This is a genomic window from Nostoc mirabile CHAB5784 (assembly GCF_020829645.1).
Taxonomy (GTDB): Bacteria; Cyanobacteriota; Cyanobacteriia; order Cyanobacteriales; family Nostocaceae; genus Nostoc; species Nostoc mirabile.
Genome location: NZ_JAIVFS010000005.1, coordinates 127,613 through 146,844 on the forward strand (window position 1 = coordinate 127,613; position 19,232 = coordinate 146,844).

Annotated in this window: 20 protein-coding genes and 1 pseudogene; 9 read left to right on the forward strand and 12 right to left on the reverse strand. The window is 41.7% G+C overall.

From position 1 onward, the window contains the following. Nucleotides 1–187: 187 nt before the first annotated feature. From LC653_RS06055 to LC653_RS06090, 8 genes and pseudogenes are all read right to left on the reverse strand, one after another. Nucleotides 188–4,435 (reverse strand): DUF4347 domain-containing protein, encoded by a 4,248-nt coding sequence (locus tag LC653_RS06055; protein WP_229493338.1) that lies wholly within the window; start codon nt 4,433–4,435, stop codon nt 188–190. 463 nt (nt 4,436–4,898) lie between these two features. Beyond that, nucleotides 4,899–5,744 carry a class I SAM-dependent methyltransferase gene (locus LC653_RS06060; protein WP_229493340.1) on the reverse strand — a complete coding sequence of 282 codons (846 nt, stop codon included), beginning with the start codon at nt 5,742–5,744 and terminating at the stop codon, nt 4,899–4,901. A gap of 35 nt (nt 5,745–5,779) precedes the next feature. Next, the gene (locus LC653_RS06065) at nt 5,780–6,982 is read right to left on the reverse strand and encodes an FtsW/RodA/SpoVE family cell cycle protein (RefSeq protein ID WP_229493342.1); all 1,203 of its coding nucleotides are present in this window, start codon (nt 6,980–6,982) and stop codon (nt 5,780–5,782) included. Between the two features lie 284 nt (nt 6,983–7,266). Continuing rightward, the gene (locus LC653_RS06070) at nt 7,267–7,440 is read right to left on the reverse strand and encodes a hypothetical protein (protein WP_229493343.1); all 174 of its coding nucleotides are present in this window, start codon (nt 7,438–7,440) and stop codon (nt 7,267–7,269) included. A 214-nt stretch (nt 7,441–7,654) separates the two neighbouring features. After that, on the reverse strand, nt 7,655–7,861 hold the full coding sequence (locus tag LC653_RS06075) for a phycobilisome linker polypeptide (RefSeq protein ID WP_229487371.1): 207 nt from the start codon (nt 7,859–7,861) through the stop codon (nt 7,655–7,657). Between the two features lie 223 nt (nt 7,862–8,084). Beyond that, the gene (apcB, locus tag LC653_RS06080) at nt 8,085–8,573 is read right to left on the reverse strand and encodes an allophycocyanin subunit beta (RefSeq protein ID WP_229493344.1); all 489 of its coding nucleotides are present in this window, start codon (nt 8,571–8,573) and stop codon (nt 8,085–8,087) included. A 65-nt stretch (nt 8,574–8,638) separates the two neighbouring features. After that, entirely contained in the window at nt 8,639–9,124 is a 486-nt protein-coding gene (gene apcA, locus LC653_RS06085; RefSeq protein ID WP_229487389.1) for an allophycocyanin subunit alpha, read from the reverse strand. A gap of 404 nt (nt 9,125–9,528) precedes the next feature. After that, nucleotides 9,529–12,786, reverse strand: a pseudogene (locus LC653_RS06090) (phycobilisome rod-core linker polypeptide); the annotation flags it as partial. Between the two features lie 540 nt (nt 12,787–13,326). Here LC653_RS06090 and LC653_RS06095 point away from each other — a divergent pair. Further along, entirely contained in the window at nt 13,327–13,857 is a 531-nt protein-coding gene (locus LC653_RS06095; RefSeq protein WP_229493353.1) for a hypothetical protein, read from the forward strand. A gap of 45 nt (nt 13,858–13,902) precedes the next feature. Here LC653_RS06095 and LC653_RS06100 read toward each other — a convergent pair whose 3' ends face one another. Next, nucleotides 13,903–14,637 carry a 2-phosphosulfolactate phosphatase gene (locus LC653_RS06100; RefSeq protein WP_229493354.1) on the reverse strand — a complete coding sequence of 245 codons (735 nt, stop codon included), beginning with the start codon at nt 14,635–14,637 and terminating at the stop codon, nt 13,903–13,905. 211 nt (nt 14,638–14,848) lie between these two features. On the opposite strand from LC653_RS06100, the gene LC653_RS06105 reads away from it, so the two are divergent. The 5 genes from LC653_RS06105 to LC653_RS46765 all read left to right on the forward strand — a co-directional run bounded on the left by LC653_RS06105 (nt 14,849) and on the right by LC653_RS46765 (nt 16,489). Continuing rightward, complete coding sequence (locus LC653_RS06105; RefSeq protein WP_229493356.1) at nt 14,849–15,190, forward strand: type II toxin-antitoxin system HicB family antitoxin; 342 nt, start codon at nt 14,849–14,851, stop codon at nt 15,188–15,190. A gap of 5 nt (nt 15,191–15,195) precedes the next feature. Continuing rightward, nucleotides 15,196–15,624 (forward strand): type II toxin-antitoxin system VapC family toxin, encoded by a 429-nt coding sequence (locus LC653_RS06110; RefSeq protein WP_229493358.1) that lies wholly within the window; start codon nt 15,196–15,198, stop codon nt 15,622–15,624. Nucleotides 15,625–15,689: 65 nt separating this feature from the next. Then, nucleotides 15,690–16,070 carry a type II toxin-antitoxin system HicB family antitoxin gene (locus LC653_RS06115; RefSeq protein ID WP_229493360.1) on the forward strand — a complete coding sequence of 127 codons (381 nt, stop codon included), beginning with the start codon at nt 15,690–15,692 and terminating at the stop codon, nt 16,068–16,070. Further along, nucleotides 16,067–16,339: a PIN domain-containing protein gene (locus LC653_RS46760; protein ID WP_308189043.1), complete on the forward strand. Its 273-nt coding sequence runs from the start codon at nt 16,067–16,069 to the stop codon at nt 16,337–16,339. The genes LC653_RS06115 and LC653_RS46760 overlap by 4 nt, the downstream gene beginning before the upstream one ends. A 3-nt stretch (nt 16,340–16,342) precedes the next feature. Next, nucleotides 16,343–16,489: a type II toxin-antitoxin system VapC family toxin gene (locus LC653_RS46765; RefSeq protein ID WP_308189044.1), complete on the forward strand. Its 147-nt coding sequence runs from the start codon at nt 16,343–16,345 to the stop codon at nt 16,487–16,489. Between the two features lie 79 nt (nt 16,490–16,568). On the opposite strand, the gene LC653_RS06125 is transcribed toward LC653_RS46765, so the two are convergent. Together LC653_RS06125 and LC653_RS06130 are read right to left on the reverse strand one after the other, a co-directional pair. Then, complete coding sequence (locus LC653_RS06125) at nt 16,569–17,009, reverse strand: Imm30 family immunity protein (protein WP_229493361.1); 441 nt, start codon at nt 17,007–17,009, stop codon at nt 16,569–16,571. Between the two features lie 5 nt (nt 17,010–17,014). Then, on the reverse strand, nt 17,015–17,296 hold the full coding sequence (locus tag LC653_RS06130) for a hypothetical protein (RefSeq protein WP_229493362.1): 282 nt from the start codon (nt 17,294–17,296) through the stop codon (nt 17,015–17,017). Nucleotides 17,297–17,711: 415 nt separating this feature from the next. Between LC653_RS06130 and LC653_RS06135 the strand changes: the two genes are divergently transcribed. From LC653_RS06135 to LC653_RS06145, 3 genes are all read left to right on the forward strand, one after another. Continuing rightward, nucleotides 17,712–17,957, forward strand: a complete 246-nt coding sequence (locus LC653_RS06135; RefSeq protein ID WP_229493363.1) for a type II toxin-antitoxin system VapC family toxin — start codon at nt 17,712–17,714, stop codon at nt 17,955–17,957. Between the two features lie 65 nt (nt 17,958–18,022). Beyond that, a complete protein-coding gene (locus LC653_RS06140; RefSeq protein ID WP_229493364.1) occupies nt 18,023–18,373 on the forward strand; it encodes a hypothetical protein in 351 nt (116 codons plus the stop codon). A gap of 8 nt (nt 18,374–18,381) precedes the next feature. After that, nucleotides 18,382–18,807 carry a type II toxin-antitoxin system VapC family toxin gene (locus LC653_RS06145; RefSeq protein ID WP_229493366.1) on the forward strand — a complete coding sequence of 142 codons (426 nt, stop codon included), beginning with the start codon at nt 18,382–18,384 and terminating at the stop codon, nt 18,805–18,807. A 22-nt stretch (nt 18,808–18,829) separates the two neighbouring features. Here LC653_RS06145 and LC653_RS06150 read toward each other — a convergent pair whose 3' ends face one another. Further along, nucleotides 18,830–19,213: a barstar family protein gene (locus LC653_RS06150; RefSeq protein ID WP_229493368.1), complete on the reverse strand. Its 384-nt coding sequence runs from the start codon at nt 19,211–19,213 to the stop codon at nt 18,830–18,832. Nucleotides 19,214–19,232 lie beyond the last annotated feature (19 nt).

The following is a 19,232-nucleotide window of genomic DNA, read 5'->3' on the forward strand; positions in this document are numbered from 1 at the left end:
ATGAATCGCTCACTACGAACTAGGATTTTATTTTATGTTTAATTATGCCTGCCTACTTATTGTTGGCAAAAGCGCCAACTGGCCATTTTATTACTTGTAAGTGGCCTAGTGTGCGTCTTATTCTCTTAGAGAAAGGTGGGCAGATCGCTTGACTTTTAAGACAGTCCCTACAGACTAGAATTCAGAGCTAGACGATGACGTTACTACCAACTACCAGATTTGTAGCGGTGAAATTATTCAAAGTTGCAAAGGTATAAAAATTGTCACCAAAGTAGGCAAACTGAACTTGTGTAGAAGTACCCGATTGCACAAACTGTAGATAACCATCTGAGATGGGATTGCTGCCACTGTAGCCTCTACTCTTAAACAAGTCAGTAAGGATTAACTTATCCTCGCTTTTATTAAAGTCAGTGATTGTATCACTATTGCTAAGGGTTTGGTAGATGAACTGGTCATTACCGCTACCGCCAGTCAGCGTATCACTAAAATCACCGCCAATGAGGATGTCATTACCAGCATCTCCGATGAGGCTATTATTACCTGTACCACCGAGCAGGGTATCATTACCAGCACCACCAGTCAGGGTATCCTTACCAGCACCACCGCGCAGCAGGTCGTTACCACTCTTGCCATCGATGCGGTCATCGCCCGCTTGACCATTAATAACATCTGCTGAGTTGTCAAACCCATTGAGATTGTTGTTCAGGTCATTGAGAAAGGTGACTGAGTTCTTGTTGAAGATAGCGTTTTGGGTGGAGTTGGCATCGAAGACATCAAAGCTTTCACTAATGCTGGTTTGCCCATTAAACAGGATATTGCCCACTGCCGCTACGTTCTCTAGGTTTTCCAGGGGAAAGTTTTGCAGGATAACTTTATCATCAGCCACCCCTTCAAAGGTAACTTCCAGATTGTTACTATTCTGGGTGAGTAGTAGATTTCGGGCTGTCAATCCAGCACCTTGAAATTTCAGGGTATCCACTTCGGCAATGATTGCTGCTGATGGATTTGAGGCTTTACCTAACCCACCGAAATCGGTAATGGTATCAACACCGTCACCTAAGTTGTAAATAAATTTATCTTTGCCGCCGCCACCAGTTAGGATGTCGTTGCCTTGATTACCTGTGATGGTATCGTTCCCGGCTTGAGCGTTAATTATGTCACTGTAGTTCTTGCCTACTAAATTATCAGCGCCATTGGTTCCATTCAGCCCATTAAACTCTAATGCACCAATATCAACTGTACCCTTGGATATTCTGTCAAATCCAGCGCCGCGTTGGTCGGTGGTGATACCTGCTGGAATCAGAGCATTATTGCCAGCGTTAATGGCGGGACTATCCGCAAGTAAGGCATTAGTAAAGGTTGCACCACCATTATTTTGGAGGGGGCTGAGTTTTGGATCAATGGGGTTGGTTCTGGTGCCGACGAGGGTGCTGGTGGTAAAGCCAGTGCTACCTGTGTTGTCGCCAATTAGGTTATTACCAGCGTCGGTGAAGTTGCCGGAAACGTCGCGGGAATAACTGGAATCGCGGATATCGTCAGAATAGACTGTGTAGAAGTTGCCTGCAATGATGGTATCGCCAACGATAACAGTGCCGCCATTACTGACAACACCCCCACCGTTGCCAAGAACACCATAAAAGCCCTCTGCTGTGTTATTGGTAATGGTGTCATTGGTGAGGGTGAGAGTGCCGCTGTTCAAGATGCCGCCGCCAGTGTAATATACAGTATTATCAGAGACAGTGCTGTTAATCAGCCTAAAAGTACCTGAGTTAGAGATGCCACCGCCGTCTGCCGCCCTATTACCAGAGACAGTGCTGTTAGTGATATCAACAGTACCGGAGTTATAAATGCCACCACCATAGGATGGGTAAGGGTCAGGGCCTCCCCGATTAAGACCGCTGGCGTCCGCGCTATTATTAGAGACAGTGCTGTTATTTATACTGAGTTTGCCTATGTTGAATATACCGCCGCCATAGGCTGTATTGTAACCGACGTATGCGTAATTATTAGAGACAGTGCTGCTAGTTAGGCTCAGGTTGCCTTTGTTAAAGATGCCGCCGCCTAAGGACGACCCCCTATTGCCAGAGACAGTGCTTCCCGTCAGGCTGAGAGTGCCTCTATTAAATATGCCGCCTACTTCCCCTCTATTGTCAGAGACAGTGCTTCCCGTCAGGCTGAGGCTGGTATTGCTATTGAGCAAAATACTGCCTAAGGGATCATTAGCATTAGCAATCTTCAAGCCATCAATGCTGGCATCTGTCCCAGAACCCGATATCTCAAACACGCCTGATGAATTATTCCCACTCACAATGAGGTTAGATGCCCCAGTCCCCAAAATGGTAATATCATTGGTAATGGTTAATTTGCCAGAGGTCAGGGTGATGATATCTGGGGTGGCATCGGTGAACACGCCCGCAAAGGTAATCGTATCTGCCCCAACGGTCGCATTGGCATTGAGGATAGCCTGCCGTAACGACCCCGATCCAGAATCGTTGGTATTAGTCACCACTGTGCCAGTATTAACAGGTGGCAAAGTGATGGGGGACTGGACTTCGTAAGCACCAATATCAACAACACCGTTGAATATCCGGTTAAATTGAGTGCCGCGTTGGTCAGTGGTGACACCAGTAGGAACTAGGGAATTATTGCCAGCATCAATAGCGGGGCTATTCGCAAGCAACGCCTGGGTAAAGGTTGCACCACCGTTATTTTGCAGCAGTCCGAGTTTGGGGTCAATGGGGCTAGCACTTGTGCCGACGAGGGTGCTGGTGGTAAAGGCAGTGCTACCAGTATTATTGCCAATCAGGTTATTGCCGGAGTCAATCAGCCCACCACTCACGTCGGGGTGTATATCACCGGAGGTGGACTTGTCGAAGTTGCCTGCAATAATGGTGTTACTAACCTTGCTCTCATCAGAGTCACTAAAAACACCCCCGCCATTGCCAGTACCATCACCATCTGAGTCGGCTGTGTTGTTATTAATTGTAGTGCTGATTAGGGTGAGGCTGTTGCCACCCACGTAGGCGCTGCCATTGTATATGCCACCGCCATCCTCTAACGCTGTATTGCCAGAGATGGTGCTATTAGTTAGAGTAGCTGAACCGAAACTATAACCACCATCATCTCCGTTAAAAATGCCACCGCCAGAGGTTGCAGTATTGCCAGAGACAGTGCTATTGGTCAGGCTGAGAGTACCGCCTTGATTATAGATACCACCACCGGAGTTTGCCGTATTGCCAGAGACACTGCTGTTAATTAGGCTGAGAATACCAGTTTTACCAGAGGAAGCGTCATTAAAAATGCCGCCTCCGGCAGTATTGCTATTAAAAATCTTGCTTCCCCCGGTATTGGCATAAACACTGCTTCCCGTTAGGCTGAGAGTACCAGCGTTATAGATACCGCCTTGCGTATTGCCAAAGACGCTGGTGTTAGCAAGACTGAGGATGCCGCTATTAGAGATGCCATTTCCTACTGTATTACCAGATACACTGCTTTTTGCTAGGTTGAGGATGGAAGTTCTATTAACCTTAATATTGCCGCTAGCGATCGCCAGTCCATTAATATTGACACCTGTTGCTAGTCCTGATATCTCGAATACTGTAGAGGCATTCTTTCCACTCACAGTAAGCTTAGATGTTCCAGTCCCAAAGATACTAACATCATCGGTAATCGTCAGTTGCCCAGATGTGAGGGTGATGGTATCTGGGGTGGTATCGTTGAATATTCCCCCAAAAGCGATCGCATCATCCCCAGCAGTAGCATTGGCTAAGTTAATTGCCTCCCGGAGTGTTGTGATGCCGTTGTTCGCATCACCATCATCTGTGTCCCCAGTATTATTCACCGTGAACGTCGCCAGTACCCCTGCGTAAGTTTGTCGCGTCGTTTCTGCAAATGCGAAACTCGCTTCCATATCAGTGGTGCGGACTTCTAACTCCCAGTTACCACCTAATGCTGCATTGCCAATTCGCCCACGAGAAGCGGCAATATTTGCTTTGGTGAGTTGGTGCAGTTTGTCTACAAATTCTGTCCCCGCATCACCCAAAGCTACATTGCAACCATAGATGAGTAAGTTCCAAAGGTTATCGCTTTTGGCAGAGATTGAAAATATCTTTTGCCATAGTTGCAGTTGCTGGCTGTATTCGTCGAGGGTATCCAGTCCTAAATGGGTGTTGCCCAATTGTAAGTAACCTGGGGCACCGTGGCACACAATATGAATATTAGTCAAATTCGGACGATTGCAACTCGCTAGAATTTCTGTAATTTGTTCAACACCATCTTGTGTCGATTCAAGCACGAACACTTGGGCATTATCAAGCACGCCATTTACTAAATCGCTATAGTCTTCAACCGCCATGTCGATAAAGACTAAACTATGGGCATAAGAGGTGGAAGTTGTAGGATTTACTTGGAAATGTGAGGTATGTAGTGTTGCCATTTTTTTACTTCTAGCTAAGGTAATGAGGAAAACTCAAACGAGTGCATCTCATTTTGGTAGGTATATACTTAAGCTTCAAACAGAAGTTGCTGCTTTTCGGATTTTTTAAAATATCTGCTTTTTCAGTATTTTTTATGCGAAATTACAGCAGATTTAAAGTTGCTGAGGTACACAACGATTCGTCTGTTACCCCAGGTATAAAGCGTGTTTTACTCCTGGATTCTGTATTCTGAATTATGCTGTATTAGTTAAACATCAAAAATTGGCTTAAAAATAAAAGTCAAAAGCCCAAATTATTGCCAAAACCCTAAGATTTTAGCAAAAAATTTGTATATTTATTGTAGAGTAAGGCTTTTAGGATTTTTCAAAGCAATATCAGCATAATATGTAATGAAGAACCGACAAATTTATTACACAATATTTAACTTAATTCCACCTAATCTGCCACTTAGCAATAGCCTATTTAAGACTCCCTTACCTCTGAGTTGACTTTTTGAGCAATGTGAAAAGCAGAGATATATGAAAGTTGAAGACTGCCTGCAAAATTATCTTCTATGCGATGTCTTAATGCCAAAAACAAAGACTCTTTATTTTCTGGATCTAATTTTATGTATGGCGAGTAAGTATTCAAAAGTGTTAAATATTCCTCGACAGTATAGGTTACTTCTGATATAACTTGTCCAGATATCAAGTCTTTGAATTGCCCCGAATCAATGGCCATATTTCCTAATTGTCTCAAGATGTCTTCTTGTGTTTTTTGGTCTTCATATCGGTCAAGAGATGGAGTATGTACTTGATAGACTTGCGATAAACTTTGATATACCTCATAACTGGGTTGAAGTTCCTTGTTCCACAATAAAATCAGGTAGCCATTCTCTTTTAGGGCATTTGCTGCTTTTGGATATCCAACTTCTGGTGATATCCAATGAAAAGAACTCGCTGCTAAAACGGCATCAAATTCCAATGGCTTGAGTTCCCACTCTTCAAAAGATGTGTTCTGAATCTCTACATTAGAATACGGTTGACAATTGTGTTGAGCTAACTGGAAAAAATCTGGATTGGGTTCTAAGCAGATTATAGAGCAACCCAACGGAGCGATGCCTACCGTTGCAGTTCCAGGCCCACATCCCACTTCCAGAATTTTTGAGTCAGTGGAGAGTTGAGCAACTTCCACAACTTGCTCAATCAAATCTTGAGGATAGCGGGGTCTTGCCTTGTTGTAAGCTTCTGCTGCCGGAGAATACCAATTTTTGCGCTGTTCGAGGTCTGTGCTGGAGTAGCTGATTATTGTTTGTTTTAGGTCTTCCATAATCTATTTAATTCCTGCAAAAAGCTTTTGTTAGCTCAATTCCTATTTTTTTGAAAATCCCGGCGTCTGCGGCCATTTTCCAACAAGGGTTTTCGCAACGGTACTACCTCAGCTTCGCTACTCTCGCGTGCTACCCGAATCAGTAACCCAGCAGCTATTAAGCTAGCAATCATGGAATTACCACCATAACTAAACATGGGCAAAGGTAAGCCAGTAGTCGGTAGAGAACCTGTAGCAACACCAATATGAAGCAATGATTGTCCTACCATCAAAATCGTCACACCGATCGCTACCAATCGATGTACTATATTTTTAGCCTTCAGTGCCACCATTAATCCAAGAGTGGCGAATGTAGCTAAAAGTCCCAACAATACCATACTGCCGACAAAGCCAAATTCTTCGGCGAACACCGCAAAAATAAAATCAGTATCCTGAATGGGTAAATAAAACAGCTTTTGTTGAGAAAGCCCAAATCCAGCTCCCCAAGTTTTACCAGAACCCACAGCTAGTAGACTTTGCACCAACTGGTAGCCATCTCCTGTAGCATCCGCCCACGGATCGAGGAATGACATTACCCGCCTACGCTGATATTCTTTAATACTAATACTCAGTAGTGCCAACATCACTCCGCCAATTGCTGTCCCTCCCAGGTAGTTGTAAGGTAAGCCAGCTGCCAAAGCAATTAGCCAAATAGTCATACCGCAAAGTGCTGTTGTACTCAAGTTAGGTTGAGCAAGAATTCCTAAAAGTACCAGACCGAAAATACCCAACCAAGACAAGCGAACCCGCCAACTGATTCGTTCCCACTGACCAAAAAGCCGCGCACTTTGCAGCACCAAAAAGGGTTTAATTAATTCTGATGGTTGAATCGGAATTGGCCCGATCGCAATCCAACGCGCTGCATCGAAAGCTTTTTTTCCTAATCCTGGGATCAGTGTGACGAAAATTAACGCCAAAAACAGTAATAAAAACCAATGGGATAGTCCCAAAATTTTCTGCAATGGCAAATTAACAATAATATTGAATCCGATTAAGGAAACTAAGACCCAAAGCAGTTGACGCTTAAAGTAGTACAACCCATCATGATGATTGCCATCAGCGACAGGATAGGATGCTGAAAATAGCATGATCAAGCCGACGAACAGCCAAATCAACGTTAACCAGCGCAACAGCCGCGCTTCTAATGCCCAGTTGGAGACTGAACTATCAAAAATTGGAATCAGGCGGCGTAGATTCACGAGCAGTACAGGTAAAAAGTTAGAAATTAGGAGTTAGAAATAAAACTCATAAATCATAACTTATAACTCATAAGTAGACTTTACAACCATAAATCTTACACTTGTTAACTTCAATACACCGCTCGCTCAATATTTTTGACTTCCGTAGTAATTGTAATTTTATTAGGATTAGCATGAATTTTTGCGATCGCACGTTTACTATCAAAGTACACGCGGTAGGGGTAATTCATGAATTGCCCCTAGGTGAAAATAAGGGTTTCGGCTATTAGACCTCTTGCAAAAGTCTATCCCCTTTTCCACATCCCGTCAAAAGTCAGGTTGAGCGACAGCATTTGCTTGTTGAGCAACAGCATTTGCTTGTTGAGCGACAGCATTTGCTTGTTGAGCGACAGCATTTGCTTGTTGAGCGACAGCATTTGCTTGTTGAGCGACAGCATTTGCTTGTTGAGCGACAGCATTTACTTGTTGAGCGACAGCATTTGCTTGTTGAGCGACAGCATTTGCTTGTTGAGCGACAGCATTTACTTGTTGAGCGACAGCATTTACTTGTTGAGCGTACGCATTTGCTTGTTGAGCATGTTTAACTTTTGATTTTCAAAAATCCTAGCCACAAAAAAGAGGTCTTTACTGACCTCTTACCAATTCTCTAAAATAATGTTTTATCTACAGCAATTAAATCAAGCCAGTATTAGCGCCTTGCTTACCAGTTGCTAGTTCAACCTTGATGATTGTGCCACCTGCTTTTTGAATGCGTTGCTGTTCACGGAACCAGTTTTCATAAGGAACTAGCTTAGTGAAGTAAGTATTTTGGAGTTCGCGTTGAGTACGAATTCTGGTTTGGCTGGGAACTAGAGCAGTAATTTTAAACAAACGGGCCATGTTTTGAAAATCTCCTGTAAATTTTGTGAAAACTTTTTTTATCTCAAAATCTTGAGTGCAAATCTTTTAATCATTCAAAGGCTGGAAATCAAACATCAATACTAGACCACCAACACTCATCAGTGATAATTTACCAAGATAAGCAATATAACGTTCTAGCACTCACGGCTGATTTCCAGACCTTAATAAAGTCGCACCTAAATTCTTAAGCGCAAACTAGTTCTTAGCTTAAGCCAGAAGAGATATAGTCTAAGTAAACACCGACTTCCTTACCAGCATCAGAACCAACCAAACTAGCGGCTACTTCCTTGATTGCTTGGATAGCTTGCACGGTAGCACCAACGGGAACTCCTAAAGAGTTATAGGTTTCTTTCAAGCCATTTAATACACGCTCATCTAGGATGGAAGGATCTCCAGCCAACAAAGCATAGGTAGCATAGCGGAGGTAGTAGTCCAAATCACGGATGCAAGCAGCATAGCGGCGGGTGGTGTACATGTTGCCACCGGGACGGGTGATGTCAGAGTACAGCAAAGATTTTGCTACAGCTTCTTTGACGATCGCAGCAGCGTTAGCGCTGATGGTGCTAGCAGCACGTACCCGTAGTTCGCCAGTGGAGAAGTAAACTTTTAACTTTTGTAAAGCAGCAGAGTCTAAGTATTTACCTTGAACGTCTGCGGAGTTAATGACAGCGGTAATTGCGTCTTGAGCCATGTTGTTAATTCCTTATTTCCAACCGTATTGCAATACTTCTGTTTCGGCAGAGAAACAGCATCACCTTATAGCAAGGCACCAACTAAGTAGTCGAAGTAAGTACCAGCTTCAGCAGCATCATCACCAGACAGCAATGTACTAGCTACATTCTTCAGTCCACGGATACCTTCAGCAACACCATCGATAGGAGTTCCCAAGGACTTGTACAGTTCACGGGCACCGATAACACCAATTTCTTCGATGGGGGTAACATCACCAGCAACGATACCGTAGGTAACGAGGCGGAGGTAATAATCTAGGTCACGCAGACAAGTAGCAGTCAATTCTTGACCGTAAGCGTTACCACCAGGAGACACAACATCAGGACGCTTTTGGAACAGTTGATCGCCAGCTTGTTTAACCAGGCGTTCACGATTTTCTGTCAAAACTTGAGCAATCCGCACACGGCGCTCACCACTAGCAACAAAGGATTTGATCCGATCCAATTCACCAGGGCTGAGGTAGCGAGCTTCTGCGTCAGCATTCACGATAGCTTTCGTGACGATACTCATTAATGGATTCCTCCAAATACGAATGAAACCAGGATTTGATTAAACTAGTGCGACTTTAAATTCGGTTCACTGAGTTCGTTTTCTCGTTCTTTTAGATACAACAGTTTAATAACTGTTACGGCTAACAAATTACGAGTTTTCTTGAGTCAACACAAGTAAATAAGTTTTTAAACTCAGTTACCTTCCGCAAAACATTTTCCGGCATTCTGTTGAGCATTTATGACTGCTCTTAATACTTTGTAATATTGCTTTTCAGAATTTCCGATTTTAGCTGTAATCTGAGAGCAATATTACGAAAGGTTACGAAGGGGACAGGGTACAGGCGACAGTAAATAATCTGTACCCTATTCCCTATTCCCTATTCCCTATTCCCTATTCCCTATTCCCTACTCCCTATTCCCTATTGGAAAGCGGTTGTAAGGTACAACATCTTCACCGAAGTAGCGGCTATATTCTTGGCTATCGATTATTGCTTCTACAGCAGCAGACAAACCACTATTAGCTAGCAGATTGTGATACTGGCGAATTTCTTCCTGATCTGCGGGTGTACGCCCCAACAGGTGACGGAAGAGGAACTCTATCACCTTGGCATGAGGATAAGGTGATAAGAAGCGCTGGCGATAGATTTCGGAACTAGCTAGTTGACGCACAAACTCCCGCACGGAAATTTCACCATTCTGGAGTTTGCCCTCTAGGTGAGTACGGCGGAAATTATCAGGTACTTCACTGCTAAATACATCTAACACTTGACGGTAAATAGCGTTAATTGCCTGTTGTCTTTCGACTTGGTTTGTGGTTTCAGTTAGACGGTAAATACGTGCATGTTTAGGCACAGCTACTTCCACAGATTGTCTGTTCCCATCGTTGTAGGAACGACCCAGTTCAGCAAATGAGAACTGACCATTTGTTTGCGTTGCTATATCTGCGATCGCCTGCGTCAAAAGCGGCGTATCGCTAGCTCCGACGCGGGCTTCTACTGGCTTAAAGCTCGGTACAACTACGTCATCGTTTTGCTTGGTAAGCTGGTTGTACAGCTTCTCTGTATTCGGGAAGTTTGCCGCAGGTAGGGTCGGGAAGCGACGGTAAGGCACCGTATCTTCACCGAAAACCTGGTTATATTCCACACTATCTACCAATGCGCCGATAAAGGCACGAATACCTTGAGTAGCCAAAATCTGGTTATACTTGCGGATTTCTGCCTGGTCTAATGGCGCACGTCCCAAGAAGTGTTTGGTTCCCAACTCAATCACCTTGGTGTTGGGGTAAGGTGTGTAGAATTCTTTCAGGTAGAGGTTCGAGTAACCCAAACCTTCAATAAACTCCTTCACACTAATTTCGCCATTCCCCAGCTTGCTTTCCCATTTTGTAAATTCGTTTTTGGCGATATAGGGTGCAATATCCCGCTCAAAAATCTGACGATAGGCTGCACTGATCAAAGTTTTTACAGCAACTTTGTCACTGGTATTCGCCACCAACTTGAAGATTTTGGTTTGTTCGCGTTGCTTGCTGACGCCTTGGTTAATGCGGAACTGAATATCTGGTTCTGACCGATTTTCTGTCACTGTACCCAATGTCACAAAGCTCGGTGTTACTTCCTTTTGAACTTTCGACGCAACATCTTCACGAATACTACCAACGCGCAATTGTCGCCCTGATACACCACCAGGAGTCAGATACCGTTCGTAAGGAATTGTATCTTCACCAAATGCTTCGCTGTATTCTACGCTGTTAATAATGGCATCAACCACCGCGTAAAAGCCCTGTTTAGCAGCTATGTCAAAGTACTTGTTGATTTCTTGACGACCATAAGTCGGACGACCCAACAAGCGGCGGTGAATATACTCGATCGCTTTACAAACATAGAGCGATGACCAGTACAGATTGCGGAATACATCCGACTTAGCCAAAGCACGGATAAACTCTCGTACAGAGATGTCGCCGTTTTCCAGCTTGATTTCCAATACCTTTGGGCGCTGACCTTCGTAAAGATCACGACCGAAAACTTGCAGGTAAGCAGCTTTAATCAGTGCTTGCGTCGAGCTTTCGGAGAATCTGACGCTAGAACCTTTGTCAGCCTTTCTACCAATAGTACCAGGTAGCTGATCTAACTTGAACACCTTGGGCCCAAGGGTACCAGGAGCTTCACCCCGCGCGTTGGGATTGCTATTTTGGTTATTAATCCCTGCCCCTTGGTGAATTAGGATGCGCTTGGTATCCTTGCCAAAAGGAGCCGGACGGGTGCTGGGGTTGCGAGTTTCTTTCGGGAAAATCGCCCCAAATTGAATTTCTAAGGGGTCATTACCGGAACCATAGGGATGTTGGTCTGGTAGTGGTTGTTCGTAAGCAGCAAATGTGGTGATGAACTGAGGTATCTTGCGGAAAGGCGCACTGTAGTTGAACAGGTCTTGCTGCGGCCCCCAGTTGCGACATTCTTGTGCTTCTTGACCAAGACCCCGGAGGTAGGGTACTGTCTCTTCGCCAAAATAGTCGCCGTATTCAGCAGAATCTACTAAGGCATCTACTAAGGCTGGCAGACCACCAGTAGAAATAATCGAGAAGTATTTTTGTACTTCTTCTCGGCTACTTGGGCCCCGTCCTAGAATGTGACGGAAAGCCAGTTCGATGACTCGGCTGTTAATAAAAGGCTGGTAAAACTGTTTTTGGTAAAGGGGAGATTTAGCTAGACGACGGACAAATTCCTTTACGGAGATGTCGCCATTTTTCACCTTGGATTCTAGGTCAGATATCGACAAGCTATAAGCACGGGTAATATCGCGCTCAAAGATTTGCCGATAGGTCGCTTTGACAACCTCATTTTTTTCGCTACTTGACAACCCAGTTTTCATCACAAACTTGGGACGCCGTTCTGACGCATTAAAGTAAATTTGCGGCAGTTCCAACCCTTGCTGGTCGCTAGAGGGGCGTTGGCGGAGTTTATTTGAAGGTGTGGCTGCTTTGAATTCTGTTAGCAAAACATCCATGTACTGAGACACAATCTCTGTAGCCTCGGCATCCTTGCGGAAAAAGGAAAGCGAACCGGCTTTGATTTCTTGCAAAGCTACCAGCGTTGCTTCACCAGAGCAGGCATTTTCAATTATTTCCCGCAAACCCCGTGTGTTCACCGCTATGATGTTGGGGTCGCCAGCAACGATCGCATAAGTAGCGTAGCGCAAGAACCAGGATAAATCCCGCAAGCTCTTGGCCATGTTGCTTGGGCCATATCGAGCAATGTTAATTGGTCTGAAACCTGGAGGTGTCGGGCCACTGGGGGATGAGTTAAATATTGATCGTAAATTTTCTAGGAACCCACCACGACTTTCAACGTAGGTTACAGTTCCCAGTTGCATCCCTTGCTGAACATTAGCACCAGCACTAACAGGTACTATTTCTATTTCTCTGGGCTTTTCTAAAAAAGCCATTGGCGAACCACCAACAAAAATCCGGTTGGCAGCGCGAGATACAATAATCTCGGCATTATCCGTCAGCGTCTGGGAAATTTCTAGACGCTTTGCACCAGAGGCAAAATAGCTTGCCAGTTCATTTAATTCACCACTTCCCAAAAAGCGGTCTTGCTGCTCGGCTTGGGTAATTGTCGCTACAGCTAGGGTTTGATATAGTTGCGGACGCGCAACTGAGCTTCCACCACTTGCCTTAACACTCATCGGATTTGTAAAACTCCCATCATAATCATTTATGTGTTAAGTCTGGGTCGCTTTGAGGCTTGACACATCGGTGTGTCTGTGCTTTATAAGCTTGAGAGTAGTGCCTGCAAAACTGCCAGTAAATTAACCCGGTTAGCTTTTAGATTAGAACGTTTTGCGTTCTCAAGGCTCGTTTATTAAGAAGTATGTAGAACCTGTAGTTTAGACGCATCCAGTCTTAAGAGTACATACTCCTATTTGGCTGAGACAAAATCTAAGTTTTGTAACTAAGTAACAGGGTAGGCATGGTCTACTGATGCCGAAAACCTCTATTTTGATGTTTGTGGCAGTGTCCACCCGACGATTATTACAACTTATACAAAATTTTAGTTGAAAGCAAATTGCTTACAGCAATGTCGGTGGACAGTAGTCATTAGTCGATGTTAAGTTGTTTTTGCTACTGGCAAATGAATATTAATAAATTAACGTCACTCTGGAAATAATTATTAATTTGTGATGGTTTGAGCATTTGCTATCAGCATTCTTTAACCGGAAAATACGATGCACAAAAGTTCTAAATTTAACTACTTATTTAATGCTACCCTGTGTGCGATCGCAGTTATTTTGGCTGTCACTCCTGCAAATGCGCTTCCAGAGCAAAATATCAGCACCGTTGTGAAGTGGGCAAAGACCAGACCTCAACTACCAACTCTGAGATACAACAGCGAAGCCCACGGCTATGAGGGTACAAAGGGAAATTTATACTTTTATGCGGATGTCACTTCTCAAAATGGGATAGTGACTAAAGAAGGTATAACCGTTAGTGGTAGCGATCGCCTCAAATTCACCACAAAAAATGCCAATGCAGTGAAACTGTTACAAAATATTTATAATTCTAATATTGCTAATGACTTCCAGAAATCCCGATATATCACCAAAGTTGGACATGATCAGTATTATCGCGGACAAAAGTTTGCTTACATCGCTGCTGAAGTACAAGGTGGGTCATCATTGCAGATAATTCCCTTGAATAAGTTGCAAGAGTTTATAGATAATGCCAAATATTGCCAAACCAATCAGTGCGACGTTTAACTAATTCGTAATTTGTAATTCGTAATTCGTAATTTTTGAGTTTGATTAAGCCTGTAGCGTATAATTTACATAAGCATTATCAGTAAAGAAAGGCACGCAATCACTTACGTTGTAGGCGGCGGACAGTTCAACATCTGATTCAAAACCTTTTTCAATCAACTCTTTACCCGAACTGCATTTTTTCAAGTACCCCAATAAGTCTTGCTGGAAAGCCTGAAATGTTGTCACAGCAACTTCGGCTTCTGGTGATAAGCTGCCATTTAAATAACTGAGAATTGCCCCTGCACCAATTAAATCTTCAAATGCAGGGCGGAGGCTACTATCTTCTTTCCACCTTTCACCAGCAGGAATCACAGCGATTTTATCACCATACTTTTGAGCAAACTGCGCTACAGCTTGGCAATTTCGCAAGCAGCCAGCCAAAGTTGGTGTATTCCCTGTATGTAAAGTCAGAAAAGAACCATTAGGTGACGGTAAAACTAGTCTAGTTCCAGCAGGAATCTGAGTCACCGATTTTGGCGAGAGGGAATATCCAGTTGTAGTCCAACGTTGTCTATGACTTGCTAATTCTGCTTGTACTGACTTGGCATAATCTATGACAGATTCATCTCTCATTGCGTAGGGAAAAATTGTCGCGCCGTTGTTGGTGGCAATTTCCACGCAGGTAGAAAAAGAGAGAACGTCAACTATCACAACTACATCACTGATGGGAGCGAGTTGAGCAACTCCTTGTGGCCCCCACTCACAGCGTAAATTAAACTCTGATTGGTTGTAAATCATTGGAGCGATCGCAAAAGACAATATTATAAAAATCAAACCATAGATAAGTAAGACAGTGTAAATTATTAAAGCTTTGTAGTCAGCACAAAACGTGCTACTTTGAGAGTTTGAGCCTCTCTACGAAACGCTACGCTAACACGTACAAACTAAAGGTTAGCAGTAAGTAGGTCAGCAGTTATAATCAATATAAAACTTTCAGGTTGAAAATATTATGAATTTAAGTGTAAAAACTTATCCTAAGAATACTGTACCCAAGTTAAATTATGATGTGCTGATTGAAAATCAACAAGATGGCGGAGTTAGTGCGACAGTGCTAGGATTGCCAGATTTTAAAGCCTCTGGTGTGACTAAAGAAGAAGCAATAGAGAAATTAATTCAACTTTTACAAGAACGAGAACCAGAAATACTGACTGTGGAAATTCAGCTTCCCCAAACTGAACATCCTTGGATGAAATTTGCAGGAATGCACAAAGATAACCCTCTTTTTCCTGAGGTGCTGGAATACATAGAAGCTGAACGGAGTCAAATTGATTTGGAGAATGAGACAAAGTAAGTATCATGTGGATATTAGATACAGACCATCTGTCGTTATTTCAAAATAGTTATCCACTAGTCACACAACGCATAAGACAGCAGAACCCTGAAAATTTAGCCATAACAGTGATTACATTAGAGGAGAAAGTTAAAGGATGGCTGAATGTTATCAACAAATATAATAATCAACCGTCTAAGTATGACAAATTAATATGGGGATACAAGGGATTATGGGGTGAAATAGAATATTTAAAAAATATAAAATTACTTGAATTTGATACTAAAGCTTGTAATGTTTATGCTGAGTTAGTTAAGCAGAAAATTCGCGTTGGTACTCAAGATTTACGCATTGCGGCAATTACGTTGTCGGTGAATGGTATTTTAGTAACCCGCAACCGGAAGGATTTTGAGAAAGTTGCTAATTTGCGTTTAGAAGATTGGACTATATCTTAATTTGTTTCAAGCCTAAATTGACCTAGATGTTATAAAAAATATAAAACTTGGAATATAAAAATATTATGAATTTAGCTGTAAAAACTATCTCTCAGACAATTGCACCAAAGTTAAATTATGATGTGCTTATTGAAAATCAAGCAGATGGTACAGTTAAAGCAACATTGCTAGGTTTACCAGACTGTCAAGGTTTAGGAAATACAGAAACGGAAGCGATAGAAAAACTTAGTCAAAGTTTGCAAAATCGTTTAGAATCTGCCAAGATTGTGACTTTAGAAATTGAAGCACCCAAAGCCGAAAACCCTTGGATGAAATTTGCGGGTATGTTCAAGGATGATCCGCAATTTGACGAGATGCTGGCACATATAGAAGCTGATCGTCGTGAACTTGACGCACAAATGGAGGAATATTATCGGCAACTTGATGCGGAGAATGAAACTAAGTGACTTTATGGATACTTGATACGGATCACGTCTCACTTTTTCAACAACTGCATCCAGTTGTTACACAGCGTATTAATGCAGTCAATTATGAAGACATTTCAATAACGATAATTACAGTTGAAGAACAACTGCGTGGGAGGTTTAATGTAATCAGAAAGGCTTCCTCATCTGATGCATTGGTATTAGCTTACGAAAAGCTACAGGCTACTTTAGAGTTTTTCAAAAATGTGCGATCGCTAGGATTTGATCAGTATGCTATTAATTGTTACTAAGACTTGATTCGTCAAAGAATCCGCATTGGTACTCAAGATTTACGCATTACGGCAATTACGCTTTCAGTGAATGGGACTTTAGTAACCCGCAACCGCAAGGATTTTGAGAAAGTTCCTAATTTGCGTTTAGAAGATTGGACTATATCTTAAAATCTATAAACTAAAAAACTGCGTAATCTACTACTCCTCACAATTTAATCTGAGTTTGATCGCTAAAGTAGTTTAATATTTATTGAGTTATACTGGACATTTCTTTAATTTTTAGTTTATTTACAATACTTTCTTCCAAAAGATGATATAGAAAATGAGGTGTATTTAAATTAGCTGAGTGTAAAAGTTTTTGATAAACTTGGCAAGCTGAACCATCATTTAAAATCCTGTCATGAATGATTCTTGTCCATTCAGGTGCATTGATCATTAATTGGGGTACAACTTTAATAAAAGCCGCAATTTGTTTTTCTATATCAAAAGATTCGAGAAAATGAATTAAGCTGAACATCACTTCTGGCTGTTGACATTGATCATCTAAAACAAGATGATATGCAGATAAATTTTCCTCATCAGGATTATCAGCTATTTCAGCTAAAGCATTTTCAAAGTCGGTAACTTGCTGTTGAGTTTGCATCAAGCGATTTTCTCTTAAAATTGCCAATAGATTGTTTTGATTCATGGGTTTTAACCTACTTTATCAAAAATACCTTGCCAAGTTAGTCTATTCAGGTTAATTAAACCTTGCAAACTTTTCCTGATTTCTCTATTGTACAAACCTTGACGAAGATAAATAGAATGCACATCCCAAACTTCTTGGGCCAATGTTTCTCTTGCTGATAAGCTTAAATTAGGAGATTTACCGTAAGAAATTGTTTGCCGATGACGACCTCCTTTTCCTGGTGATAAGTGTTCCATCATAATGGCAATTCCTTTATCTGTAGTATAACCAGGAACTTTAGCTTTCATAAAAGCATCCGCAGGTATATGATGAGGTGTAAGGTTATCGCCTCTACTTCCTAGTTTGAGTAAGTCCCCATAAGTACCTATACTGCCCTCTCTGGGAATAAGTTGACGTTGATTATTAATAATGTTTTACTCCATATTCGCTATTTCTATTGATTAGTATTCTAATTCTCAAGGTAAATTGACTTATCTATTTATAGCTCAATACGCTTGGGTTAGACCTAAAAACCTTAGACTGTGTAGGTTGATTTGAGGAACGAAACCCTAGATTTTCGGGCTTTTTCAACAGAGGCATCCAGTTGTCACGCAGCGTCTCAATGCAGTCAGTCCTGAAAACATTGCCATAACAATAATTACAGTTGAAGAACAACTGCGTGGGAGGTTTAATGTAATTAGAAAGGCTTCCTCATCTGATGCATTGCTATTAGCTTACGCCAAGTTACAGGCTACTTTAGAGTTTTTCAAAAACGTGCGATCGCTAGCATTTGACCAGTATGCTATTAATTGTTACGAAGACTTGATTTGTCAAAGAATCCGCATTGGTACACAAGATTTACGAATTGCGGCAATTACGTTGTCGATGAATGTTATTTTAGTAACCTGCAACCGCAATGATTTTGAGAAACTTCCTAATTTGCGTTTAGAAGATTGGGCTATGTGTTAATTTTTTTCAAGGCTAAATTGACCTAGATGTTATAATAAATACAAAACTTGAAAAATCAAAATATTATGAATTTAGCTGTAAAAACTACCCCTCTAACAACTGCACCTAAGTTAACTTATGATGTGCTGATTGAAAATCAAGCAGATGGTACAGTTAAAGCAACATTGCTAGGTTTACCAGACTGTCAAGGTTTAGGAAATACAGAAACGGAAGCGATAGAAAAACTTAGTCAAAGTTTGCAACATCGTTTAGAATCTGCCAAAATAGTCACTTTAGCAATTGAAGTACCCCAAGTAGTAGAAAACCCTTGGTTGAAAATAGCTGGTAAATATAAAGATGATTCGCAATTTGATGAGATGCTGGAATATATAGAAGAATATCGGCGCGAATTAGATGAAAGAAGGGAGTTAAGGTAAATTTAGATGTGAATAATTTAAGAATATTAGATACGGATCACCTATCTTTGATCCAAAGGGGTAATCCATCTATTAGAAAGCGATTAAATACATTTAATCCTCAAGATATTGCAATAACTATTGTGACGGCTACTGAACAAATACGGGGAAGAATGAATACTATTAATAGGGCTGATTCATCAGGTGAATTAGTCTTAGCTTATGCTAGATTACAAGATACATTAGATGATTTAAATAGTATTAATGTCCTGGAATTTAGCGAAGATGCTGGCAATATTTATGCTGAATTAGTTAAGCAGAAAATTCGCGTTGGTACTCAAGATTTACGCATTGCGGCAATTATGTTGTCAGGGAATGGGGTTTTAGTAACTCGCAACCGCAAGGATTTTGAGAAAGTTCCTAATTTGCGTTTAGAAGATTGGACTATATCTTAATTTGTCTTAAGGCTAAATTGACCTATTTGTTTATAGTTAAAAAATTCAGAGTTATATTATTATCTTCCCAGTATTCTTTGGCTGAATTTAAAATATCCAACGCTATTTGGTACTGTGTAGGGTCAGCTTGAGCAAAGATATGAGCATGGTCATACAATATGACGTATCTCTCAGCCGGACACCATGTTAAATCGGTGATACATTCATCAAAAGCATCCCAATTAGCACCAAAGTATGTAGGAAATTGCATTGCTTCAGCAGCTTTACTTAAAAATGTTTCTTTGCTATTAATTTTTTTACCATCAAGATAAAAAACTTTAGTTCCTGGTTCTGCGGCTATTTGTTCCACTGCTTCACGTATGCCTTGTTTTATATCTATTGACGAAATATTTAGAAATTCACTCATATATTCCTCCTTACTTATC